At 59.8% G+C, this 23,852-nt stretch carries 21 protein-coding genes; 7 read left to right on the top strand and 14 right to left on the bottom strand.

Annotated elements, in window-relative coordinates:
* Positions 1-51 precede the first annotated feature (51 nt).
* The gene (locus D3M70_RS20665) at positions 52-1,113 is read right to left on the bottom strand and encodes an ABC transporter substrate-binding protein (protein ID WP_120127523.1); all 1,062 of its coding nucleotides are present in this window, start codon (positions 1,111-1,113) and stop codon (positions 52-54) included.
* 373 nt (positions 1,114-1,486) lie between these two features.
* Here D3M70_RS20665 and D3M70_RS20660 point away from each other — a divergent pair, with 373 nt between their 5' ends.
* From D3M70_RS20660 to D3M70_RS20650, 3 genes are all read left to right on the top strand, one after another.
* Complete coding sequence (locus D3M70_RS20660) at positions 1,487-2,206, top strand: UTRA domain-containing protein (RefSeq protein WP_120127522.1); 720 nt, start codon at positions 1,487-1,489, stop codon at positions 2,204-2,206.
* Positions 2,207-2,425: 219 nt separating this feature from the next.
* Entirely contained in the window at positions 2,426-3,130 is a 705-nt protein-coding gene (locus tag D3M70_RS20655; RefSeq protein ID WP_120127521.1) for a TetR/AcrR family transcriptional regulator, read from the top strand.
* Positions 3,120-3,899 carry a pyrroline-5-carboxylate reductase gene (locus D3M70_RS20650; protein ID WP_256659942.1) on the top strand — a complete coding sequence of 260 codons (780 nt, stop codon included), beginning with the start codon at positions 3,120-3,122 and terminating at the stop codon, positions 3,897-3,899. The genes D3M70_RS20655 and D3M70_RS20650 overlap by 11 nt, the downstream gene beginning before the upstream one ends.
* Positions 3,900-4,109: 210 nt before the next feature.
* Here the strand turns inward: D3M70_RS20650 and D3M70_RS20645 are convergent, their stop codons facing one another.
* Positions 4,110-6,146, bottom strand: coding sequence for an NADH:flavin oxidoreductase (locus D3M70_RS20645; protein ID WP_120127519.1), 2,037 nt, complete (start codon positions 6,144-6,146; stop codon positions 4,110-4,112).
* A 216-nt stretch (positions 6,147-6,362) separates the two neighbouring features.
* On the opposite strand from D3M70_RS20645, the gene D3M70_RS20640 reads away from it, so the two are divergent.
* On the top strand, positions 6,363-7,271 hold the full coding sequence (locus D3M70_RS20640) for a glycine betaine ABC transporter substrate-binding protein (RefSeq protein ID WP_120127518.1): 909 nt from the start codon (positions 6,363-6,365) through the stop codon (positions 7,269-7,271).
* A 162-nt stretch (positions 7,272-7,433) separates the two neighbouring features.
* Here the strand turns inward: D3M70_RS20640 and D3M70_RS20635 are convergent, their stop codons facing one another.
* The 7 genes from D3M70_RS20635 to minC all read right to left on the bottom strand — a co-directional run bounded on the left by D3M70_RS20635 (position 7,434) and on the right by minC (position 14,665).
* Positions 7,434-9,620 (bottom strand): mechanosensitive ion channel family protein, encoded by a 2,187-nt coding sequence (locus D3M70_RS20635; protein WP_256659941.1) that lies wholly within the window; start codon positions 9,618-9,620, stop codon positions 7,434-7,436.
* A gap of 152 nt (positions 9,621-9,772) precedes the next feature.
* Positions 9,773-9,937 carry a hypothetical protein gene (locus tag D3M70_RS32055; protein WP_165869858.1) on the bottom strand — a complete coding sequence of 55 codons (165 nt, stop codon included), beginning with the start codon at positions 9,935-9,937 and terminating at the stop codon, positions 9,773-9,775.
* A gap of 582 nt (positions 9,938-10,519) precedes the next feature.
* On the bottom strand, positions 10,520-11,809 hold the full coding sequence (locus D3M70_RS20630) for a M18 family aminopeptidase (RefSeq protein WP_120127517.1): 1,290 nt from the start codon (positions 11,807-11,809) through the stop codon (positions 10,520-10,522).
* A gap of 92 nt (positions 11,810-11,901) precedes the next feature.
* The gene (locus D3M70_RS20625; protein WP_120127516.1) at positions 11,902-12,537 is read right to left on the bottom strand and encodes an RluA family pseudouridine synthase; all 636 of its coding nucleotides are present in this window, start codon (positions 12,535-12,537) and stop codon (positions 11,902-11,904) included.
* A gap of 115 nt (positions 12,538-12,652) precedes the next feature.
* Positions 12,653-12,907 (bottom strand): cell division topological specificity factor MinE, encoded by a 255-nt coding sequence (minE, locus tag D3M70_RS20620; protein WP_037013831.1) that lies wholly within the window; start codon positions 12,905-12,907, stop codon positions 12,653-12,655.
* Positions 12,907-13,719 (bottom strand): septum site-determining protein MinD, encoded by an 813-nt coding sequence (minD, locus tag D3M70_RS20615; protein ID WP_081565987.1) that lies wholly within the window; start codon positions 13,717-13,719, stop codon positions 12,907-12,909. Before minD ends, minE begins: the two co-directional genes overlap by 1 nt.
* Before the next feature lie 199 nt (positions 13,720-13,918).
* Positions 13,919-14,665 carry a septum site-determining protein MinC gene (minC, locus tag D3M70_RS20610; protein WP_120127515.1) on the bottom strand — a complete coding sequence of 249 codons (747 nt, stop codon included), beginning with the start codon at positions 14,663-14,665 and terminating at the stop codon, positions 13,919-13,921.
* A gap of 145 nt (positions 14,666-14,810) precedes the next feature.
* Between minC and D3M70_RS20605 the strand changes: the two genes are divergently transcribed.
* Positions 14,811-15,743 carry a lipid A biosynthesis lauroyl acyltransferase gene (locus tag D3M70_RS20605; protein ID WP_120127514.1) on the top strand — a complete coding sequence of 311 codons (933 nt, stop codon included), beginning with the start codon at positions 14,811-14,813 and terminating at the stop codon, positions 15,741-15,743.
* Between the two features lie 99 nt (positions 15,744-15,842).
* Here the strand turns inward: D3M70_RS20605 and D3M70_RS20600 are convergent, their stop codons facing one another.
* The 3 genes from D3M70_RS20600 to D3M70_RS20590 all read right to left on the bottom strand — a co-directional run bounded on the left by D3M70_RS20600 (position 15,843) and on the right by D3M70_RS20590 (position 19,007).
* Positions 15,843-16,697 (bottom strand): pirin family protein, encoded by an 855-nt coding sequence (locus D3M70_RS20600; protein WP_120127513.1) that lies wholly within the window; start codon positions 16,695-16,697, stop codon positions 15,843-15,845.
* 215 nt (positions 16,698-16,912) lie between these two features.
* Positions 16,913-17,716 (bottom strand): VacJ family lipoprotein, encoded by an 804-nt coding sequence (locus D3M70_RS20595; RefSeq protein WP_120127512.1) that lies wholly within the window; start codon positions 17,714-17,716, stop codon positions 16,913-16,915.
* The gene (locus tag D3M70_RS20590; RefSeq protein WP_120127511.1) at positions 17,709-19,007 is read right to left on the bottom strand and encodes a serine/threonine protein kinase; all 1,299 of its coding nucleotides are present in this window, start codon (positions 19,005-19,007) and stop codon (positions 17,709-17,711) included. The genes D3M70_RS20595 and D3M70_RS20590 overlap by 8 nt, the downstream gene beginning before the upstream one ends.
* Positions 19,008-19,229: 222 nt before the next feature.
* On the opposite strand from D3M70_RS20590, the gene D3M70_RS20585 reads away from it, so the two are divergent.
* Positions 19,230-19,589 (top strand): hypothetical protein, encoded by a 360-nt coding sequence (locus D3M70_RS20585; RefSeq protein WP_120127510.1) that lies wholly within the window; start codon positions 19,230-19,232, stop codon positions 19,587-19,589.
* Between the two features lie 675 nt (positions 19,590-20,264).
* Here the strand turns inward: D3M70_RS20585 and D3M70_RS20580 are convergent.
* Positions 20,265-21,869, bottom strand: coding sequence for a glycosyl hydrolase family 17 protein (locus D3M70_RS20580; RefSeq protein ID WP_120127509.1), 1,605 nt, complete (start codon positions 21,867-21,869; stop codon positions 20,265-20,267).
* 456 nt (positions 21,870-22,325) lie between these two features.
* Here D3M70_RS20580 and D3M70_RS20575 point away from each other — a divergent pair, with 456 nt between their 5' ends.
* Positions 22,326-23,183 (top strand): glycine betaine ABC transporter substrate-binding protein, encoded by an 858-nt coding sequence (locus tag D3M70_RS20575; protein ID WP_120127508.1) that lies wholly within the window; start codon positions 22,326-22,328, stop codon positions 23,181-23,183.
* A gap of 471 nt (positions 23,184-23,654) precedes the next feature.
* Here the strand turns inward: D3M70_RS20575 and D3M70_RS32380 are convergent.
* Positions 23,655-23,852 (bottom strand): hypothetical protein (locus tag D3M70_RS32380; protein ID WP_218568444.1); only part of this gene is annotated, 198 nt, incomplete at its 5' end.

The following is a 23,852-nucleotide window of genomic DNA, read 5'->3' as shown; positions in this document are numbered from 1 at the left end:
GATTTCGGTCTCCCAAAAAAGGTGCTTCATCCTTGAAGCGCCTTCGGAGTGTTATTGCATCTCGACGATAACCTGCTCGTTCCACTGCTGAGGCAGGGCTTTGGAGGTCTTTTCCCAGGCTGCAGGGTCTTTGATCGGGGTGACGTTCTTGTATTGCTCGTTAGGCAGCAGCTTGGCCTGCACTTCCGGTGGCAGTTTCAGGTGCTCGGCACGGATCGGACGGGCGTTGCCATTGGCCAGGTTGATCTGACCGGCGTCGCTGAAGATGTATTCGCGCGCGAGCTTGGCGGCGTTCGGGTGCTTGGCGTATTTGTTGATGATGGTGGTGTAGCCGGAGATCACCGAGCCGTCGGACGGAATCAGCACGACGTAGTCATCCGGGTTGGCCATCTTGGCCTTGTAGCTCAGACCGTTGAAGTCCCATACCACGCCGACTTCGACTTCGCCTTTTTCCATGGTCTGAATGGTTGGGTTGTTGATGCCCAGACGCTTCTGTTTTGCCAGTTCGGTGAACAGCGCAAGGCCCGGCGCGATGTTGGTTTCGTCACCTTTCATGGCAATGGCAGCGGCCAGTACGCCGTTGGCTGCCTGAGCGGCGGTGCTCACGTCACCGATGGTGACCTTGTACTTGCCGTCTTTGAGGTCAGCCCACTTGGTGGGGACTTCGGAGCCGTGCAGCAGCTTTTTGTTGACGATGAAGGCGATGGTGCCGGTGTAGGCCAGTGCCCAGTGACCGTCCTTGTCCTTGGCCCAGTCCGGAACCTGATCCCAGGTGGTCGGTTTGTATGGCTGGGTCACGCCCTTGGTGACCGCGATAGGGCCGAAGGCCGCGCCGACGTCACCGATATCGGCGCTGGCGTTGTCTTTTTCCGCGTCGAACTTGGCCACTTCCTGAGCCGAACTCATGTCGGTGTCCATGTGCACCAGACCGTACTTGGCGGTCAGGTCGGTCCAGGTGCCTTTCCAGTTCGCCCAGTCGTCGGGCATGCCAACACTATTGACCGCGCCTTCGGTTTTGGCGGCGGCTTCCAGATCCTTGATATCGGCGGCCATGGCCGAAGTGCTCAGCGCAATGGCCGAACCCAGGAGTGATGCCAGCAAAAGGTGTTTCATTCGAAGCTCCTTTGGTGCACTTCTCGACGTTATGTAGGAAAGGGTCGGTGAAATGCTCGTTGCGGGTGGGTTGGTCTAGGTCAGCAATACCTGAGCCAAGTTAGGCGACTCACATGACACTTTCGTGTCTGGACCGACTTTTGCTCTGAGCCTGGCAGGCGGACGGTATGGCCGTGGGGTAAGCGTAGACCATGCCCAAATAACTGATCTGAAAAGGCTTATCTCTTTTTATCGCAAGGTTTGGCTGGGGTTTCGGGCTGGATTGTCACGTAACAGTCATCTACGCTGCCTAGGCTCTAGAGCACTGAAACAGGCCATTGAGCTGTAGACCTTGCCCCCAAATAGCGCTGGTCTAGTCCAGATAGGTAACGTGATGCGCCAAGAAGTGCCTCGAGCGGTGACGACCATCTGCAATGCCTTGCAGGAGCAGATCGAACACGGCCTTTTGCCGCCCGGCAGCAAACTGCCTGCCGAGCGCAAGCTGAGTGAGGTATTCGACACCACGCGCATTACATTGCGTGAGGCGCTGGTGCAGCTGGAAGCACAGGGCCTGATCTATCGCGAGGAGCGAAGGGGCTGGTTCATCTCGCCGCCACGGCTGGCCTACGACCTGATGCGTCGCAGCCACTTTCACGCCATGGTTCAGGCGCAAGGGCGGGTGCCGGCGACTCAGGTGATCTCGGCCAGGTTACAGCCAGCATCGGCGGCCATCTGTGGCCTGCTGCAATTGCCTGCATTATCCAGCGTGATCCAGATCTGCCGCGCACGGCGCATTGATGAGCGATTGGTGCTCTACGTCGAGCATTACCTCAACCCCGACTACTTTCCGCAGATTCTGGATTTCGACCTGAATCAGTCGCTGACCGAGCTGTATGCCCGCTATTACGACATTGGTTACGGCCAGGTGCGTTTCGAGATGGTGCCCACCGCGTTGCCGGTCGAAGCGGCGGCGGCGTTGAAAGTGTCGATTGGCAGCCCCGGCCTGCGCATTGCCAGGGTCAACCATGACCAGCGCGGACGATTGATCGACTGCGATCTGGAGTACTGGCGGCACGACGCGATTCATGTGAGCGCGGTGGTGGGGGATGTTTGAGTACGCTTCAACACAACTTCCTGTAGCAATTCGGCTAGCCGGCGGTAACGCACTCAGAATCGCCATGGCCGACGAGCCGGACTGCTACAGGGGTGAACGCGGCATGCCGAAAGTCGACAGTTGGGGGAGGCTGAGCGTCACTTGAATGTACACGGATGTACATCAAGGAATCAGGCGCGTACAGTTCATTCACTTAATTTCGAACAAAGGCGACATCAGATGTCGGTATCAGGCAAGGAACGAGGCAAATCCCAGGATTCCGGCTGGCGAGGCTCGCCTGAAGGCTGGCTCGAAGCGGCTTATGAAGCCTTGAAGGAATCCGGTGTCGATGCCGTTCGCGTGATGCCGCTCGCCAAACGCCTGAACCTCTCGCGCACCAGTTTCTACTGGTTCTACCAGGACCGCGAACAGTTACTCGCTGCCTTGCTCGCGCGCTGGAAGGACAAGAACACCGGCGGGATGGTCAAGCAGTCCGAAAGCTACGCTGAAAACATCACCGAAGCGATCCTCAACGTCTTCGAGTGCTGGCTGAACCCCGAGGTGTTCGATTCGCAGTTCGAATTTGCCGTGCGCAGCTGGGCCTTGCAGTCCGAAGAGGTCACTCAGGAAATCGCCGCCGCGGATGACGCCCGTATCAGTGCACTGGCGGCGATGTTCAGGCGCTTCGGCTATGAACAGGACGCTGCCGACACTCGCGCTCGCACGATTTATCTGACGCAGATCGGTTACATCTCGATGAAAACCACAGAAGACATCACCGAGCGCTTCCGACGCATCCCTCACTACGTCGCGATTTTTACCGGCAAGTCGCCGAAGAAGCGCGAGCTGGACCGGTTTTACGGCACGTTCGGTTATGCCGAAAAAGCCCCGGGTGAGTTCGTTCCGCTGGCCGATACTTTCGAGGAAAACGCCGGTGCGAACTGAGCGCATCGGCATCATTGGCGGTACGGGCTGGTTGGGCGGCGCGCTCGCCGAGGCATTGATGGACACGGGGTTCATCGAGGCCGACCGGCTGCTTCTGTCCAATCGCTCGGGCAGTCATCCGCTGGAAAAAACCGGCGCTCGTTTGATGGCTGACAATCAGGGGCTTGTGGATGCGTGCGACACGTTGATCCTGTCGGTGCGTCCCGAGCAATTCAAGGCGCTGAACATTGATGCCACGGGCAAGCGCGTGATTTCGCTGATGGCGGGCGTGCCTTCACAGGTGATCGGTCAGGTCACCGGAGCGTCGTTGATCGTCAGGGCCATGGCCAACGCTGCCGTCGAGATCAGACAATCGTTCACGCCCTGGCACTGCGCCCATGATCTGTCGGCGTCCGAGGTCGATTTCATACAGGGGTTGCTTGCGTGCGTGGGGACCGCAAGTCGAGTGCCGAGCGAAGATGCCATCGATTATCTGAGCGCATTGTCGGGCACAGGCCCGGCGTTTCCGGCGTTGTTGATGACGGCGCTTGCCCATCAGGCGGTGGCGGCGGGAATCCCTGAAGACATCGCCCGAAGCGCTGCACGAGGCGTGGTCCTCAATGCCAGCCAGTTGCTGAACAAGACCGAGCCCCAGGACCTGATCGATTCATTGGTGGCTTATAAAGGCGTCACTGCGGCTGCCTTGCAGAGCCTGATGGATGCGGGGTTTGAAGGCATGATCGGCGAGGCGGTGCAGGCCGGCGCAGAGGTCGCACGCAGAGGCATGTGACCCCGGTCGCTCGCAGGATATGTGACATTTGTAGGAGTGAGCTTGCTCGCGATAGCGGTGTGTCAGCCACCGCAGCCGGTGCAGACAAACCGTTATCGCGAGCAGCTCACTCCTTTGTAGGAGCGCGCTTGCCCGCGATTGCGGCGTGTCAGCCACCGCATCCGGTGCAGACAAACCGTTATCACGGGCAAGCGCGCTCCTGCAAAGCTTCTAAAGATCCTTCATCAACCGCAGCGCATCGTAGATGGCCGCGTGCGTATTACGCGCCGCCACGGCGTCCCCGATTCGGAACAACTGAAAACGCCCATCCGGATGGGTCACCAGATTCTGCACGTTGCCCGCGATCAGGTCGTGTTGCTCCACCGCGCCGCCATTGCTGGAGAGCGGACGAAGTTCGAAATACAGATCATCCAGCGGCAGTGTGCCGTGGTTGATCACCACCTGATCGACGATGCGCTCCTTGTTGACCTTGCCGTAGTCGCTGCCGAAGATCGCGGCCAGTTTGCCGTCGCGCCGTTGCACGGATTCCACCCGATAGGTCACGGTGAAGACCACGTCCAGATCCTGCAGGCTGCGCATGTACGGCACCAGATTCATCGCCATGACTTCCGGTGAGAAGGACCTGTCCGGCGTGACGATTTCCAGGTGTGCACCGCTCTGGGCGATGACTTCCGCCGCTTGCAATGCCGCGTGATCGCCCGCGTCATCGAAAATCAGCACGTTCTTGCCCGGTTTCGCGTCCCCGGAAATGATGTCCCAGGCCGAGACCACCAATTCGTTGCCTTCCTTCAACACTTCGGTGTCCGGCAAACCACCGGTGGCGACGATGACCACGTCCGGTTCCTGATCCAGAACGGTTTGCGCCTCAGCCCACGTGTTGAACTGAAACTTCACACCCATGCGTTCGCATTGCGCCATGCGCCAGTCGATGATGCTGATCATCTCGCGGCGTCGTTCGCTCAATGACGTCAGGCGAATCTGCCCGCCCGGCTGATCGGCCGCTTCCAGCACCGTAACGTCGTGCCCGCGTTCGGCTGCAACACGCGCCGCTTCCAGCCCTCCGGGGCCCGCGCCGATGACCACCACCTTGCGTGGGGCGGCAGCCTTGGGAATCTCATGAGGCATGGTGGTCTCGCGACCGGTCGCGGCATTGTGGATACAGTACGCCGCGCCGCCTTGATAGATGCGGTCCAGACAATAGTTGGCGCCCACGCATGGGCGAATCTCTTCCTCACGCTTTTCGATGATCTTGCGCACGATGTGCGGGTCAGTCATGTGCGCGCGGGTCATGCCAACCATGTCGACCTTGCCGGACGCGATCGCGTGACGGGCGGTGGCGACGTCAGGAATCTTCGCCGCATGAAAGGTGGGAAATCCGGTCGCGGCGCGGATCTCTCCGGCAAAGTCCAGGTGCGGCGAATTACGCATGCCCTGGATCGGGATGACATCGGTCAGCCCCGCATCGGTGTCGATATGGCCTTTGACGACGTTCAGGAAATCCACCAGCCCGCTGTCCTTGAGCATGTGCGAGATGGCGATGCCTTCTTCGGCACCGAACCCGCCCGGCAAATCCTCATCGCCGGTGTAGCGCACGCCCAGCAGGAAGTCTTCGCCGCATTGCTTGCGGATGCCACGCAGGATGTCGAAAGTGAAGCGCAGACGGTTCTCCAGCGAGCCGCCGTATTCGCCTTCGAGGTCGTTGGTCAGCGGCGACCAGAACTGGTCCATCAGATGGCCGTACGCCTGAAGCTCCAGACCGTCCATGCCTGCTGCTTTCATGCGTTCGGCGGCGTCTATGTAGTCCTTGATGATGCGCTGGATATCCCAGTCTTCCAGCTTCTTGGGGAATGAACGGTGCGAGGCCTCGCGTCGATGGGACGGCGAAACCACCGGCAGCCAGTCGGCCTTGTCCCAGCGCGTGCGACGGCCCAGGTGCGTCAGTTGAATCATCACCGCCGCGCCGTGTTCATGGCATTCGTCGGTGAGGTCCTTGAGCCAGCCGACCACCTCATCCTTGTACGCCAGCACGTTGTTGAAAACGGGCGGGCTGTCACGAGACACGGCTGCCGAACCCGCTGTCATGGTCAACGCGACACCGGCCTTCGCGCGTTCGACGTGATAGGCCCGGTACAGATCCTTGGGCATGCCATCGACCGGATAGGCCGGTTCGTGAGACGTGGTGATGATGCGGTTGCGCAGGGTCAGGTTCTTGATCTTATAAGGCTGCAGCAGCGGGTCGGTCGACATCGTGGTGCGCTCCTGGAGGGGAACATCAGGCTTGGTTTGAGGCAAAACTAGGAGGAATGTACATGTGTGTCAAGCGTCGATGACGCATGTGTACATTTCCCTTGCGCCCACACTCCTTGTGTGGCTACTATCGGCCGATCAGCTGGCCAAGACTGGCGATTCACCACTTTCACTGCCACACCCGGAAACACCCATACACGACAGGGGAGATGCACGATGGATGCTTATTCGCCGTATAAGAAAAAACGTATTGGTTGGTTGGCAGGGCTTGCCTTGACCTCGGTGAGTCTGTTGACTCAAGCGGCAGACCCGCCGCCCGTTCGCATCGGATGGGTCAATTGGTCGGACACCGAAATTGCCGTCAAGCTGGCCAACGTTGTGCTGGAAGATCAGTTGAAACAGCCGGTCAAGCTGATCATGGCCGACATTGGCATTCAGTTTCAGGCCATGGCCAACGGCAATATCGACCTGATCCCGATGGTCTGGTTGCCGGGGACGCACAAGGCCTTCTACGACAAGTACAAGGACAAGCTCGAAGATCTGGGCGTGCTGTACGAGGGGCGCATTGGCATGGCGGTGCCGGACATCGTGCCAGCCAGTGAGGTTTCCAGCCTGGCGGACCTGAACAAGCCGGGGACTGCGCAGAAGTTCGACGGCAAGATCCTCACCTCCGAAGTGGGCAACGGGCAGTACAAGCTGACCGAAAAAGTGCTCAACGAAAAGAAAATCGTCGGTTACAAGATGGTCGCGTCTTCGGAGAGCGGGATGCTCAGCGAGCTGGACCGTAACCTCAAACGCGGTAAATGGTCACTGGTCAACGCCTGGAGCCCGCACTGGATGTTCGCCAAGTACCCGCTGCGCTATCTCGACGATCCGGAACACTTGTTCGGCGGCGTGGAGCAGATTCATGTCGTGGCCCGCAAAGGCTTCAGCGAGCAATACCCGAAAGTGGCGCAGTTCTTCTCTCATTACTCCATCCCCCAGGCTGACCTGCAAAAGATGATGTCCGAAGCGCGGGAGCCGGGAAACTCGCCTGAGAAAGTCGTCGCCGCTTACTACGCCGCCAACAAAACGCGGTTTGCGGCGATGGCTGAAGGCAGCAAGACGGCGTCGGCTGCGCCGTAACGGACGCCGCGCCCCTGTAGCCGTCCGGCTTGCGGACGGTCGGCCGGGCACCGGTCGTAATCCTGCCAGTGCGTTGCATCTGACACATCGGCGATTTCAGGTTTACGACTGCTTCGCAGCCCACCGCCGGCAAGCCGGACGGCTACAGGATGTCGGGGAATCTCACACCGCCGACTCGTCCTTCTTCCCGCGAATCCCACTCACGCTGCCGCCGCTGGTGCTGACCTGCACATTCAGGCGCGGTGTCGCCAGGTCCATGCCGGCTTCGTCCAGATAGCGCTTGAGCGACAGGTTGAAGGCCCGGGATACCTCCCATTGCTTGATCGGCGCGGTCTTGAAGCGCGCACGCAAAATCGCATTGCCCGACTCGAAACTCTCTACCCCCTGAATCTCCAGCGGCGACCAGATATTGCGGCGCTGCAACGGATCGGTGCGCATTTTCTGGCCGACGTCGCGGATCATCTTCAGCGCGTCGTCGATGTTCATGCTCGACGGAATGGCAATGCGGAAGATCGCGTAGCCGAATTCGCGCGAGTAGTTCTGAATGCTCTTGATCTCGCTGAACGGGATGGTGTGAACGATGCCGTCGATGTCCCGCAGGCGCACGGTGCGAATGGTCAGCCCTTCGACCGTCCCCAGATGCCCGCCGACGTCCACGTAATCGTCGATGGCCAGTGAGTCTTCGATGATGATGAACAGGCCGGTGATCAAATCCGCCACCAGCGACTGGGCACCGAAACCGATGGCCAGACCGATCACACCGGCACCGGCCAGCAGCGGCGTGACGTTCATCCCCATGTTCGCCAGCGCGACGATCAGCGCAATGATGAAAATGGTCACGAACAGCACGTTGCGGATCAGCGGCATCATGGTTTGCGCCCGTGCGTTGGCCAGGCCTTTGCGCGAACGGGTGAGGGCGTGGTGAATCGCGGTATCCGCCAGAATCCAGATCAGCCAGGCGAACATCAACGTGGTCGCCAGACCCATGACGCGCACGCTGATGTCGTGGCCTTCACCCTCCGAAAAACGAATCAGCGACAGGCCCCACACCCGCAGGCCAAGTTCGATGAACAGCAGCCATACCAGCAGATGTGCGACGGTGTAGAAGAAGCTCTTCAAGCGGTCCGAATAGAGGGCGTGGCGCTTGTGGCCGTGGGAGGGTTTCTGCGAGTGTCGACGCACCAGCCCATTGATCACCATGCACAACACCAGCAACACGGTGCAAATCAGCGACTGGCGCAAGGCCGTGCTGGTGTCGCCCGCCGAGAAGAAGGTGGCGAACAGGGAAACACCCACCAACACCAGCGCCGGCAAGTACCAGAAGCTGCCCAGAATCTCGATGGTGTCGCTCAGGGCACGGCGCTTGAGACGTCTGGACAGCGGCTGGTTGCGCATCAGGTGAGCGATCGGCCGGCGGAAACGGATGATGAACAGCCCGGTGGAGACAGCTGCCATGACGTTGGCGAGCGTCGCGGCGGTGTGCGCCAGATGCACGCCAAGGCTCGCCACCAGTCGCGGGTCGCTGAGCGCTTCACCGAAGGCGGCAAAACTGCCGATCCACCACAGCGGACGAAACGCCTGATGTCGCAGAATATGCAACGCCTGATGCCGGTGCGGGCCGTCGAGCAGCGAGAAGGCAATCACGCAGATCGCCGAAAACAACGTGCCCACAACCAGCGCGTAGGCCAGGACCATCGCCAGGTCGCGCCCCAGCGACGGCGGCAGGGAATAACTGAGGTAGACCGTGATCACCAGCGCGATCAGCCACGGCCCGAGTTTACGCAAAGCGAAGCGCAGCATGTCCGTGGGACGTGGGTGTTGTGGCAGTTCTTCGGACAGACCGAAGCGCACGCGCACTCGATGACTGAGCCAGATCAGCGCGGCGGCCAGCAGACTCCACAAGGCTATAACCACGGCAAAGCTGAAGATGATCGGCCACCACTGGTTGGCCGGGAGCATCAGCGCGATCAACTCCTGCTCCGCCAGCGACACCTCATCGCTCCAGCGACTGAGGGGGCTGTCCTCGCCGGTGAACTGTTTTTCGAACTCGGACATCGTACTGCCGATCAGCCCCAGCACGCCTTGCTCGGCAGTGGGCTGGGCCTTTTTGGTGGCATCGCGCAGCTTCTTCAGGTCATCCAGCAGTTTGCTGCGCTGTTGATCGTTCTCCAGCGAGGTAATCACCTCGTCCAGCGACTGCCCCAGCGGTTCCTGCGCCTGAGGCTGGGCGTTCTGACCGCTCAGCAGACTAGGAAGACCCGCGGCCTCAGTCAGTGCGAAGGGAAACAATGCCAGCAGACAAATCAGTAACAGACGCGGCAGGACGGACAGGCGGGCAGAAACAATCACCAGGCAATGAACCTCGAATCGACAGGCACCTGACGCGGCCGCGCGAGGCCAGCCGGGACGTTCAGGCAGGACTGGTGAGTTTACGAGTGACGCCTGGCATTGGCGAGTAGCATTTTGTGCGGCGACTCCCAACGACTGCGGCCTTCATCGCCTCACGTGAGCTTTTCCAGGATCTGGACGGCGGCGGTGCCGAGCATCAGCAGCATACCCAGCGTAATCGACGCCACGCCGCTGCGGTACTCGCGGTAACTGAAGCCAACGCACAGCAACAGCATGCCAACGACGACTGGAATCAGAAGGGAAAAATACTCGTCCATGATGACTGACTCTCTGTTGGGGACAGATACAGAGAGTCTAGGCCGGATTTTTCAGAGGGTCAGGTGGCAGGTGTGTGATTGGACGCGTTTTCTGTGTGCCGGCTTGCTGGCGAAGGCGCAAGGTCTGTCACATTGACGTCGACTGACCCACCGCAATCGCGGGCAAGCGCGCTCCTACGATGTTTTGGCTCAATTAAAAAGCCCGGTAGGCCACAAAGCTGCGGTATTGCAGGAGACGTCGAACAGCTTCTGCCCGGAGGGCGTGGGAGGTCGCCGGGGTGGCGCTCCACCTTGTCGGCGATCTGGCGCGCAGCGGCAGCAAAACCTGCGCATGCGGTGTGCCTGATGAAGCGAGCTGGCTGATCTTACTGCCGGTGCCCGGCAGATCGCCGACAAGGTGGAGCGCCACCGCGGCGACCTCCCACGCCTTCGGCAGAAGCGGGATTGAAGTGTGGTTCGGGCTTTTTATTCTGGCCGAAGTCCGTGGGAGCCGACTGGCTGGCGAAGGCGGGGAGTCAGTCGACCTATTTGCGACTGACCTATCGCGTTCGCCAGCAAGCCGGCTATACAGATGTGGGGTGCTTATGGGAGCTCGGTGCTCGCATAAAACGCTGACAATACCTTCACCAGATGCGCCAGGTCCTGGCTGCCCGCCAGCTCGCGGATCGAGTGCATGGCAAAGGTCGGCAGGCCGATGTCCACGGTGCGCACGCCCAGATGCCCGGCAGTGATCGGGCCGATGGTCGAACCGCACGCCATGTCGGTACGGACCACGAAGCTTTGCACCGGTACTTCCTCAGCCATGCACAGATGACGGAAGAACCCGGCGGTTTCGCTGTTGGTGGCGTAGCGCTGGTTGGTGTTGACCTTGATCACCGGACCCGCGTTGAGTTTCGGGCCGTGATTGCCGTCGTGCTTGTCGGCATAGTTCGGGTGAACACCGTGGGCGTTGTCAGCGGAGATCAGCAGCGACTTCTGGATGGTGCGTACGTAGTCGTCGCCTTCCGGCAGCAGGCGTTGCAGCACTTGTTCGAGCATCGGACCGTCGGCGCCACAGGCCGAGGTCGAGCCAACTTCTTCGTGGTCAGTGCAGATCAGCAGGCAGGTCTCGTCGCCATCGGCGTTGAGCAGCGCTTGCAGGCCCGCGAAGCACGACAGCAGGTTGTCCAGACGCGCCCCCGCGATGAAGTCGCCGTTCAGGCCGATGACTGCAGCGCTTTGGGTGTCGTAGAAGCTCAACTCGTAATCGAGTACCACATCGGCGTTCAGGCCGTGCTCACGGGCCAGTTGGTCGGTGAGCAGCGCGCGGAAGTCAGCGCGCTCATCGCCCGCCACCTGGGCGAGGATCGGCGGCAGTTCGTTCTGCGGGTTGATCGGCCAGCCTTCGTTGGCGGTGCGATTGAGGTGGATCGCCAGGTTCGGGATCACGGCAATCGGTAGCTTGAAATCGATCAGTTGGCTTTCGACCTTGCCGTCTCGACGGAAGGTGACACGGCCGGCCAGCGACAGGTCGCGGTCGAACCAAGGGGCCAGAAGGGCGCCACCATAGACTTCGACCCCCAGTTGCCAGAAGCCCTGACGTTGCAATTCAGGCTGCGGCTTGACGCGCAGGCAGGGGCTGTCGGTGTGAGCGCCGACCAGGCGGATACCGCCGATCAGCGGCGACAGGCGCCCCAGTTTGAAGGCGACGATGGAAGAGTCGTTACGGGTGACGTAGTAGCGGCCGCCGGTTTCGGTGTGCCAAGGCTCACGCTCGTCGAGGCGCTGATAACCGGCGCCTTCCAGACGTTGTACCAGGCTTGCGGTGGCATGAAACGGGGTGGGAGAGGCCTTGAGGAAGTCGATCAGGCCTTGGTTCAACTCTTCGCGCATAAGTTACTCCAGACAGCAATGGCGGGAGTTTACAGGCCAATCCGGGCTGCGGCGAGTGCGCCTGTAGCAATCCCGCGTGCCCCACAACCCCATCAAAACGGCGCAGGACACTCAAACCGCAATCGCTTACCCGTCCCCGGGTGGGTAAAGGTCAACATGCTCGCATGCAGACACAACCGCGGGTACGCCGCCAGTGCCTCGGGATGCGCATACAAGCCGTCCCCCAGTAGCGGATGCCCGATCGACAGCATGTGCACCCGCAACTGATGCGAACGCCCGGTAATCGGCGTCAGTTCCACCCGGCAGTGGGTGTCATACCGCTCCAGCACCTTCCAGAACGTCAACGCATGCTTGCCAAACTCGTGATCGACCACATGTCGCGGCTTGGTTGGCGGGTCGTAACGCAACGGCAGATCGATGCTGCCACTGTCCAGCTCGGGCTGCCCCCAAGCCAACGCGGTGTAGGCTTTTTCGGTTTCCCGGTCGTGAAACTGCCGAGACAGCTCACGATGTGTATCGGCATCGCGCGCCAGCAGGATGATGCCAGACGTTTCCCAGTCCAGCCGGTGAACGATCCGCGCCTCCGGGTAGCCGTTTTCCTGCAGACGGGTAATCAGGCAGTCCTTGTTGTCGTCGGCGCGGCCGGGCACCGAGAGCAGCAGGGTGGGCTTGTTCACCACCAGTACGGCATCGTCCTGATGGAGAATGTGAACATTGGACAGCGGCATCGATCAGTCTCGTAGCTAAAAAACAGGCGCATAACAAACGCCAACGGCGGCTCGTTCACCACCACCCCGCGAAAGGATCATGGCAAACGAGCCGCCGTGGCGACTGCCTTTTCGATCAACGATCAGGCAGGGTGATATTGAGTTCCAGAATCGAGCAGCTGCCGTCGTTTTCCAGGGCGACATGCACGTCATCGTTGCCGATATTGACGTACTTGCGAATCACCTCGACCAGTTCCTTCTGCAAGGCTGGCAGGTAGTCCGGGGTGCTGCGTTGGCCGCGTTCGTGCGCCACGATGATCTGTAGACGCTCTTTCGCTACCGACGCGGTGCTGGGCTTTTTGTTGGCACGAAAGAAGTCAAAAATACTCATTAATTACCCCCGAACAGACGTTCGAAAAATCCCTTTTTCTGTACGTCCAGGAAGCGATGCTCGCGGTCTTTGCCCAACAGGCGGTCGACGGCATCGCTGTAGGCCTGGCCAGCGTCGCTCTGATCGTCGAGGATGACCGGCACGCCCTGGTTGGAAGCCTTCAGCACGGCCTGGGATTCCGGGATCACGCCCAGCAGGGTCACAGCGAGGATTTCCTTGACGTCTTCCACGCCCAGCATTTCGCCCTTGCTCACGCGCTCAGGGTTGTAGCGGGTCAGAAGCAGGTGTTCCTTGATCGGGTCTTCGTTACGCTCGGCGCGGCGCGATTTGCTGGCCAGCAGGCCCAGCATGCGGTCCGAGTCACGTACCGAGGAGACTTCCGGGTTGGTCACGACGATTGCTTCGTCGGCAAAGTACATCGCCAGGTGAGCGCCCGTTTCGATACCGGCTGGGGAGTCGCAGACGATGTACTCGAAGGATTCCTTGAGTTCCATCAGGACTTTTTCCACGCCGTCTTTGGTCAGCGCTTCCTTGTCACGGGTCTGGCTGGCGGCCAGTACGTACAGGCCTTCGATCTTCTTGTCCTTGATCAGGGCCTGTTGCAGGTTGGCTTCGCCGTTGACCACGTTGACGAAGTCATAAACGACGCGACGCTCACAACCCATGATCAGGTCAAGGTTACGCAGACCCACGTCGAAGTCGACGATGACTGTTTTGTGGCCGCGCAGAGCGAGGCCGGTACCGATAGCGGCGCTGGTGGTGGTCTTGCCCACACCACCCTTGCCGGATGTAACCACGAGAATCTTGGCCAAGGTGAATCACCCCTAGAGGAAAAGGACTTTTTTGTCCCTGAAGAGCCCCTCATGACGCAGCGGTACCCGAGCAGCGGTGCAAACCAGAACCCGTATCGGGATCATGATTCGAGAAAAACCGACAAATAAACGGATTTCCTTTCCCTTTGCATCGTTTTCGCGACGAATCAGAGTGGCTTTGAAAATGGCGCAGTATCCGTTAAAGACGGGTGATGTTCAACACGTCGCCGGACAGACTGACCTGTACCCCGGCCCCCCACAGAGGATCTCTGCGCAAGTCTTCGGAAACCTTGTATTGCCCGGCGATGGAGACCAGTTCGGCCACCATTTGCTGGCAGAAAATCCGCGCTTTGGTATCGCCTTTGATGCCTGCCAGTGCCCGGCCCCGCATGGGACCATACACATGGATGTTGCCATCGGCGAGAAGTTCCGCGCCGGGGCTGACCGAGGAAATCACCACCAGATCAGAGCCCTGCGCATAAATCTGCTGACCGCCGCGCACGGGAGCCGTGATTATCTTGGTCGGCTTGATCAGCGGCTCGGGTGGTTTGGCGATCACTTCCGGCTTTTTCTTCACTTCGCCTTCCGTCGGATCGAGCGATCTTTCCCGGGCACCAGAGGGTGGCAGGACGGGCAGGTCGATGGCGATGGCCGCCGCGATGTCTTCGATCCGGTTGGCACGGATGGCCAGGGTGCGCAGACCGTGCTGACGGCAGATGCGCATCATCCCCGGCAGATCGATCGCGCCTTCGTTGGGTGGCAGTTTGTCCAGCGCCAGCACCAGCGGGGTATTGCTGAAGAAATTCGGCGCCTGAGCGACTTTTGCCGCCAGTTGACGATCCAGCGCTTCGAGGTTGTTGCGGGCCAGTTCCAGTACGGTAATGGCCAGCATGCTGCCCTTCAACTGGAACACCGGTTCCTTGTCTTTCAATTCGATTTGGCTCATGTCGGCATACAGCGGCTTGTCGCTAAAAGTGCCGAGACTTATAACGAGAACGCCCGCGAGTCGCAAGGGAGCCGCAACTGACGAAGCGTCACCGATCCCGTCGAACCGATGTAGAATGCCCGCCTTTGCCCTGACGGAAGCTGTAATGGATCGCCCGCGTTTTCGAGCTCAATTTCTTCACCCGCGCTTCTGGCCGCTCTGGCTGGGGCTGGGCTTGCTCTGGTTGATCGTGCAGTTGCCGTTTCGCGTGCTGGTCGCCATCGGTCGGGTGCTTGGCGGGATCATGTACTACTTCGCGACCGATCGGCGGATCATCGCGGCCCGTAACCTGGAATTGTGCTTTCCGCACTATTCCAAAGCCGAGCGCAAACGCCTGCTCAAGGAAAACTTCGCGTCCACCGGCATCGCGTTTTTCGAGATGGCGATGAGCTGGTGGTGGAGCCCGCAACGCCTGGCGAAACTCGCGCATATCGAAGGCCTGCAGCACCTCAAGCAACCGCATCTTGACGGGCAGGGCGTGATTCTCATGGCGCTGCACTTCACCACGCTGGAGATCGGCGCGGCGCTGCTCGGTCAGCAGCACACCATCGATGGCATGTACCGCGAGCACAAGAATGCGCTGTTCGACTACGTTCAGCGTCGCGGGCGGGAGCGGCATAACAGGGATTCCATCGCCGTCGAACGCGAGGACGTGCGCGGGATGATCAAACAACTGCGCAAGGGCCGGGCGATCTGGTATGCACCGGATCAAGACTACGGCGCCAAGCAGAGCATCTTCGTGCCGCTGTTCGGCATTCCGGCCGCCACGGTGCCAGCCACCAGCAAGTTCGCAACGCTGGGTCGCGCGTTGGTGGTGCCGTTCACGCAAGAGCGCCTGGCGGACGGCAGTGGCTACAAACTGGTGATTCACCCGCCGCTGGAGAACTTCCCCGGCGAGAGCGATGAGGCCGATTGCATACGCATCAATCAGTGGGTCGAGCGCGCGGTGACGGCGTGTCCAGAGCAGTATTTGTGGGCTCACCGACGTTTCAAGAGCCGACCGCCGGGCGAACCGAAGCTGTACAAGAAGCGCGGCTGAGGGCGCACAGCGCCTGTAGCGGTACGGCTGCCCGGCGGTGGCGTATTGAATGCGCCGCCGCCGGCACGTCGGACTGCTACAGCATTAGAGGACAGCGACTCAGGCCGTCAGGCGATCATCGCGAAAATCGCGCAGGGCCTGTTCGATCTCTTCACGGCTGTTCATCACGAACGGCCCGTACTGCACGATCGGTTCACCCAACGGTTTGCCGGCGATCAATAACACTCGGGCGCCGCTTGCAGTGCTCAGCTGCAATTCGCCGGTTTCCGAGAGTCTGGCCAGACGGCTCTTGCCCAGTTTCTGCGGTTGCCCCGCCATCTCGACTTCACCTTCATACACGTACAACAGCACGCGGTGGCCTTGCGGAACACGCGGGCTTATCTGTGCCCCTGCCGGCATGTGGAAATCGAAATACTGCGGCTCAGTGTCCGGGCGCTGCACCACACCCGCCTGCTGGGTCTGGCCATCGTCGAAATGCCCGGCGATCACGACCACCTCGACGCCATTCTGAGTGGTGATGCGCGGGATGCGCTCCGGCTGGATATCGTCGTAACCGGCGTCACCCATCTTCGATTTGCCCGGCAGGTTCAACCACAGCTGGAAGCCGCGCATCACGCCTTCTTCCTGCTCGGGCATTTCGCTGTGAATCACGCCGCGCGCAGCGGTCATCCATTGCACGCCGCCGCCCTGCAGCAGACCGACATTGCCCATGTGGTCCTCGTGGCGCATGCGGCCTTCGAGCATGTACGTCACGGTTTCGAAACCACGGTGCGGATGAGGGGGGAAACCGGCGATGTAGTCGTCAGGCTTGTCCGAGCCGAATTCATCGAGCATCAGGAACGGGTCGAACAGCTCGACACCGGGACCGCCGAAGACGCGAGTCAGCTTGACGCCCGCGCCATCCGAGGTCGGCTGACCGGCCTGGATCGACAGCACTTTGCGTAATTGAGTCATGAGGCTCACTCCGGAACAGGTGGGAATGGCGCCTATGGTATGCCTGTTGAGGCGATGGATGGGTGACGATTTTGCGGGGGATTGATCGACTTTATAGATTGTTATGACGCTGCATTGTAGGAGCGCGCTTGCCCGCGAAAGCGTTCTGTCAGTCGGCAAAGAGGTGCCGGAAAGAGTGCAATCGCGGGCAAGCGCGCTCCTACAGGGGACTGGGGCTATTCCCCAATCTGCAACTTGCGCGCCTCGGTGTACACGTACCGCACCTTCTCATACTCGAACGGCGAATCCATCTGGCCGTAACGGAAGCTGGTGGTGTAGCGCCGGTCGATGGCACGCAGCAGGTACAGCTCCGGATGGTCCTGGCTGACCTGCGCAACGTTCAGGAAGTTGATCTGCGATTCGGCGGTGAAGTCGAATACCAGACCACCGGTGTCGCGGAAGTTCGAAGGGCCGAGGATCGGCAACACGAAATACGGCCCCGCTGGTACGCCATAGAAGCCCAGGGTCTGACCGAAGTCCTCGCTCTGTTTGGGCAGGCCCATCATCGTGGCAGGGTCCCACAAGCCAGCAATGCCCAGCGTGGTGTTGATGATCAGGCGGCCGGTGGTTTCCATCGAACGCTTGCCCTTGAACTGCAGCAGGCTGTTCAGCAGATTGGGCACGTCGCCCAGGTTGCTGAAGAAGTTGCTGACACCCGTGCGCAGGAAGCTTGGCGTGATGTATTTGTAGCCGTTGACCACCGGCAGGAATACCCATTCATCGAAGCGATAGTTGAAGTGGTAGACCCTGCGGTTCCACGACTCCAGCGGATCGTAGACGTTGAGGGCATTGAGCGACGAGCGCTCGAATTCCTGCGCGTCCAGGCCGGGATTGAATTTCAGCGACTTCAAGGGTTCGGTGAAACCGTCCGGATTGTCCACCCGATTGACCGGGGCGGCCTGAGAGACAATCGGCGCGTCGGCCGCATGAACGGTGCCTGCGCAGAGCAGGGCGGCAATGAGCAATAGACGTTTAGCCACGGAAAAACTCCAGCATGGCGTCGCTGTTGACGCGATAGTTCATGTTGCCGCAGTGACCGCCATAAGGGTAAACGGTCAGGCGATCGCCAAAGGTCTTGCGCAGGAAACCGAGGTCGCCAGGGCCCAGGATCACGTCATCGGCGTTGTGCATCACGGCGATCTTCTTGCTGCTGGTCAGGTAATCCTTGAGTGCGTACAGACTCACTTGGTCCACCAGTTGCAACAGGCTGCCGCCGTCGGTACGGGCGCGCCACATGGGAATCACTTGCTCGGTCACGTAGCAGTCGAAATCGCACTGCAACGCGCGCTTGAGGAACGGGGTCAGGCTCGTGCCTTCACTGATTGGCGTCTTCGGCGGGGTAATCAGACCACGGCGGTTGATCAGGTCCGAGGTGAACGCGATGTCGGCGGCCGAGAAGCGGAACGAGGTGCCGATCAGCATCGCCATCTGTTCGTTGGACAGGTGCTGCTTGGACTGCTGGAAGTCATAGAGCAGCGCATCGTTGAGGTCGATGTAGCCTTTTTCGCGGAAGTAACGGGTCAGCTTCTGCAGGACCAGTTCATAGAAAGTGGTGCTGTTGGTGATGCCCTTGACCTCGGTCTGCACCATCTTGTCCAGGTTGGTGATCGAGGTGTAGAGATTCACCGGCGGGTTGATCAGCAGGACTTTCTTGAAATTGAAACTGCGCCGGGTTTCATCCAGTTTGCTGACGAATGCCGCATCCAGAGCGCCGAGGCTGTAACCGGTGAGGTAGTACTCGGTCACCTGCAGTTTGCTCTGCTGGGCACGCACGGCCTGCATCACGCGGTAGAGATCTTCGGCGTCTTCGGTGGTCACGCCGGGGGTGGCGAAGCGTGAGGCGGCGCTCATGAAGTCGTAGCTGGTCGGCGACGAAAGCTGTACGACGTTGTAACCCGCTCCGTAGTAAAGACGCTTGAGGTATTCGTTGAGCGTGCTGTTGTACGGGGCGCCAGTGCCGGCGATGAGAAAGATCAACGGCGCGGGTTTGTCTTGCTTGGCCAGACGATAACGCAGCTTTTTCACCGCCCAGAAGTTATCTGGCAGGGTGAACTCGCGATCCGGGCGCAGGGTCAGGCTGTAGTCGTCCTGATCGATGTCGGCGTCGTCCGGAACCTTCGCACGCAAATCAGGGGGCGTCGTGGCGATGGTCGCTTCGAACGGGTTGGTCAGAGGGTAGCCATAGCTGGACGGATCGACATCGACCGCCATCACGGACGCACTCAAGAACAAGCCACCGGAAAGGGCGGCGAGGCGTAAAAAACGGAGCATGACTAAATCCCTTGGGAAAGAAGTGCTGTTGAAATACGCAGGCTATGACACGGGTGTAGTGCCAAAGTGCCGCAGCGGCAAGCTGCCCGTGTAAAGACCCTAGGCGACAATACACGTTTCGGCACTTTTGGCGTGTCTGCTTGTGCTTTAAATGTGATTTGCGTGTCGTGTGCCGCACGCCAGAGATATGCTGAGTGTCGTTTTCCAGAGCTGGAGATTTCCGTGTCCCGTCGTGTGCCGCTGGTTGTGTCGTTTGTCGTCCTGGCGCTGTGGCTGGCTGCCGTTTATGGCGTGCGCTATGGGCTGATGGAGGACGTGCAATGGGTCGGGGCGTGTGCTGATGAAACGTCGAAGTGGCAATGCTTGGTGCGCTCGAATCTCGGCCTGCTCATTCACTTCGGGGTATTTGGCTGGGGCGCGTTGATCGCTTCAGCAATCGCCTTCTTCATGCCACACAGAATCGGCCGAGTGTTGGCAGGGATCGGTTTGCTGCTGGGGATTCTGGCGCTGGTGCTATACACGGCGAGTCTTGCGGTGTTCGCGGTGGTGATTGCCGGGTTGCGGTTGGTGCGGGCTCCCTGAATAGTGTGCTCTCTGTAGCAGTACGGCTTGCCGGCGGGGACGCTCTCGATATCGCCACCGCCGGCAAGCCGGACTGCTACAAGGAGAAGCAGCGGAGCGACAAGGTCAAAAACCAAATCGCAGACAGCATAAAGGGGAGCCGAGGCTCCCCTTTAAATCGTTGCACGTGCTCTTTTCTTATTGTTTTAGGGCGGTCTATTGTTGTTTTTGGCAACCGTTCCCTTCACAGCGTTCTTCAGTGATCCCCATCCGGGATACAAGAGCAAACGTATTTTTTTGAGCGCTTATCTGCTTCGATCCGATTCGCGTGTGGCGAAGATCCAACCCGTTCTGGACGCTACCTGAAGGTAGTTTTATTGTTCTCTGTCGGGCTGCGAGGCCAAGACCTCGGTAAAGCACATCTACTCCAAAAAAATCTGTTGGCTGCGTCTCTGTGCCGTTGTTCTTGTTATGTCAGAGCCGATTCATCTTATTTTTATTGGGATTTCACATTTTATTCTTGTTGTGCAGGAGATATAGCAGGTGCCGTGCCAACTTTGTTAAATCCTTTAAAATCAATGTCTTGTCAGAAATACAGATTTCGTCGATTCAGCGGCACAGCCCATTCTGTTTCCGTGTTACCCGTATTCTGTTTTGGAATGGCCTCATCGGTAACACAATGTGTTTCTCCTGCTGTCACCCCGGCACGCGCTCTAGGTCGGGCCGTGGCGGTGTGCGGCTGACCGCCGAGGCGACGCGCGCACGCAAACTGCGCCAGAGCGCCAATGCCATCAGCACGCTGACGGCCGCCCATGCCAGGGCCTGCGGATTGCTCAGGCCTTCGCGGAACAGTTGCGGAACGATCCCGGCGCCGACGATAAACGCCAGCAACGCGATTTCCCGGCGCGGGGCGCTCACCGGTCGCAACAGATAAAAGAGGGCAGGCAGCCAGAGGGTCGGGGTCGCGAAGCTGCGATAACGTGGGTCGAACACCATCGCGAGCATCATCACCGCGGCGGCGAATCCGCTGGCACTCAACCACCACCCTGCGCGGGATTCGAACCAGACAAAGGCGCGACCCCGCCAGCCAGTTTGCGCTGACAGCGCCAATGCGGCGTGGGCGAGCACCAGCAGGTTCAACACGACCAGGGCCACCGCCCAGATGTATTCGCCAACGAAACGGCTGGTCACCCGCGCCAGCTCACCCCATGTGCCGATGCAACAACCGGCGAACACAGCCAGCAGCGGAAGGATCAGTGCGTTGCGGGGTGTCGCTCCCTTGCCAGCCAGCGCCAGAGTCGCAAGACCGATTATCCCGCTGACTGTCAGCCAGAATGGCCAGTAAGGCAGGTTCGATACCGGCCCTGCCAACACACCTTTTTCCTGCCGGTCGGCGTCGAACAGTCCCCAATAACCCCCCACCGCACCTTCGGCCTCGCGCTTCCAGGGCTGGTCGAATGCCTCGATCAGGTTGTAGCGCCAGCCGTTCTGCTCGGCCATCGCGACGAAACTGCGAATGAATTTTGCCTCGTTGACGCGACTCGGAAGCGCGGTTTCCCGCTGACGCCCTTCACTAGGCCAGCCAGTTTCGCCAATCAGCACGTCCTTGGGCGCGAACTTGCTGCCGAACAGCTGGCGGATCTGCGCGACATGATCGAGCGCAGCGTCAATCCCTTTGGGATCGTCTTCCCAATAAGGCAGCAGATGGATGGTCAGAAAGTCCACAGCGGGCGCGACTTCAGGGTATTGCAGCCAGTATTCCCAGACGTCGGCATAGGTCACCGGTTGCCTGACCTGAGCTTTCACCTGCCGGATGAGTTTGACCAACTGCGCGCCGGTCACTTCCTTGCGTAACAACACCTCGTTTCCGACGATCACGGCGCTAACCACATCCGGGTAGGCATTGGCCTGTGCGATCAGCGCGTTGATTTCCTTGGCGGTGTCTGTGGGGTTGGCATTGACCCAGGCGCCAAGCATCACTTTCAACCCGTGTTTGCGCGCCAATTCCGGGATCGCCTCCAGTCCGGTCATGGAATAGGTGCGGATACATTCGAAGCGTGTCGCCAGCAGAGCAAGGTCGGCGTCCATCCGCTCCGGGCGTAAGGTGAACGGCTGATCGAACGGCGATTGGTCCTTGTCGAAAGGCGTGTAGGACGCGCATTGCAGCTTGTGTGTCGGGGTCGCGGCATCCGGCAGCACCACCGGTTTGCCGAGCCAGTACCAATAACCGCACAGGGCGATCAGAGCAATCAGACAGGAAAACAGGTAAAGGACGACAGGGGAGCGGGAGGTAGCGGGCATGATCGGGCCGAGGTGGGGCAGAGGTCGGCATATTAGCACCCTGCAGGCGCGCGCTTGCCCGCGAAAAAACGGATCACTGCCGACGTCCGAGCCATGGAACGTTCGCGAATCGTCGCAGTGCCGCCCAGAGCAAACGCGCCCCTGCGCAAGCGTGTCCAGCGGCCGCTTTTCTTTAACCATGCAATTTTCGGACGGACTGCCACGCGTTTTACGACCTGTCTGTCGTTGATGGCCCGGTGATGTCGTTTCCCGCTGTCTGAGTGTCGCTGACAGGAAAGGCACAAGGTCAGTGGGGGTTGATGATCGATTCGTCCACGCAGCGAGTGCGGCTGCGCAGGCAAGTGGTTGAGGCGTGAAAAGTGCGCGACGCGCCAAACGTGGGCGCAGGTCGCGACCTTATAAGAACGTTAACGATTCCCGACCGCCGTCGGGTTCAGGACTACCGGGGAAGTAACGATGAAGATTCGAAATATCCTGGGTGCGGGTGCCGCTCTGGCCCTGGCCATCAGTTCCACGCTGGCATTTGCCGCAGAAAAACCGGAGCTGAGCATCGGTTATGTGGATGGCTGGTCCGACAGCGTTGCGACCACCAACGTGGCCGCTGAAGTGATCAAGGAAAAACTGGGTTATCCGGTGAAATTGCAGGCTGTCGCAGCCGGGATCATGTGGCAGGGCGTTGCCACCGGCAAACTGGACATGATGCTGTCTGCCTGGCTGCCAGTGACTCACGGCGAATACTGGACCAAGAACAAGGACAAGGTCACCGACTACGGTGCTAACTTCAAGGACGCGAAAATTGGCCTGATCGTGCCTGAGTACGTGAAAGCCAACTCCGTTGCCGACCTGAAAACCGACGAGTCCTTCAAGAAGAAGATCGTGGGTATCGACGCAGGCTCGGGCGTGATGATCAAGACCGATCAGGCCATCAAGGATTACGGCCTGGACGGCTACAAACTTCAGGCGAGCTCCGGCGCCGGCATGATCGCCGAACTGACTCGCGCTGAGAACAAGCAAGAATCCATCGCAGTGACCGGCTGGGTACCGCACTGGATGTTCGCCAAGTGGAAACTCAAGTTCCTGGAAGATCCAAAAGGCGTCTACGGTGCAGCTGAAACCGTTAACAACATCGGCAGCCTGGAGCTGGCCAAAAAGGCCCCTGACGTGGCTGACTTCCTGAAGAAATTCCAGTGGACCAGCAAGGATGAAATCGGCGAAGTCATGCTCGCCATCCAGGACGGCGCCAAGCCTGAAGCGGCTGCCAAGGACTGGGTCGCCAAACACCCGGATCGCGTTAAAGAGTGGACCGGTAAGTAAGTTGCAATAAAGCGTTCGTCCAAAAAACCGCCTGGTGAGTGATTGCCAGGCGGTTTTTTTATTGTTCGCACATTCCGCATCTGCCCGAAGGGCGCAGGAGCCTGACTTGGTTTTTGATTCTGCCCGAAGGGCGTAGGAGCCTGACTTGTCGGCGATCGGCTGCGCAGCAGTCGTTAAATCAGCAAATGCAGTCTGCCTGACCCCCGCATGCTCAGTGTGTGCTGCCGCTTCGCGCCAGATCGTCGGCAAGCCGGCCTCCTACGCCTGCGGCAGAAGCTACGGTGCTGCGCGCCTGGTTTTTTCATTCTGCCCGAAGGGCGTAGCTTTTGATTCGGCCCGAAGGGCGTAGGAGCCTGACTTGTCGGCGATCGGCTGCGCAGCAGTCGTTAAATCAGCAAATGCAGTCTGCCTGACCCNTGCCGCTTGGCGCCAGCTCGTCGGCAAGCCGGCCTCCCACGCCTGGGGCAGAAGCTACGGTGCCGCGCGCCTGGTTGTTGATTCTGCCCGAAGGGCATGGTTTTGATTCTGCCCGAAGGGCATGGCTTTTGATTCTGCCCGAAGGGCATGGTTTTGATTCTGCCCGAAGGGCGTAGCTTTTGATTCTGCCCGGAGGGCGTAGGAGCCTGACTTGTCGGCGATCGGCTGCGCAGCAGTCGTTAAATCAGCAAA

Source organism: Pseudomonas sp. LS-2 (assembly GCF_003605735.1).
GTDB lineage: Bacteria > Pseudomonadota > Gammaproteobacteria > Pseudomonadales > Pseudomonadaceae > Aquipseudomonas.
The sequence above is the reverse complement of the archived record's forward strand: the minus strand, read 5'-3'. Positions and strand labels throughout refer to the sequence as shown.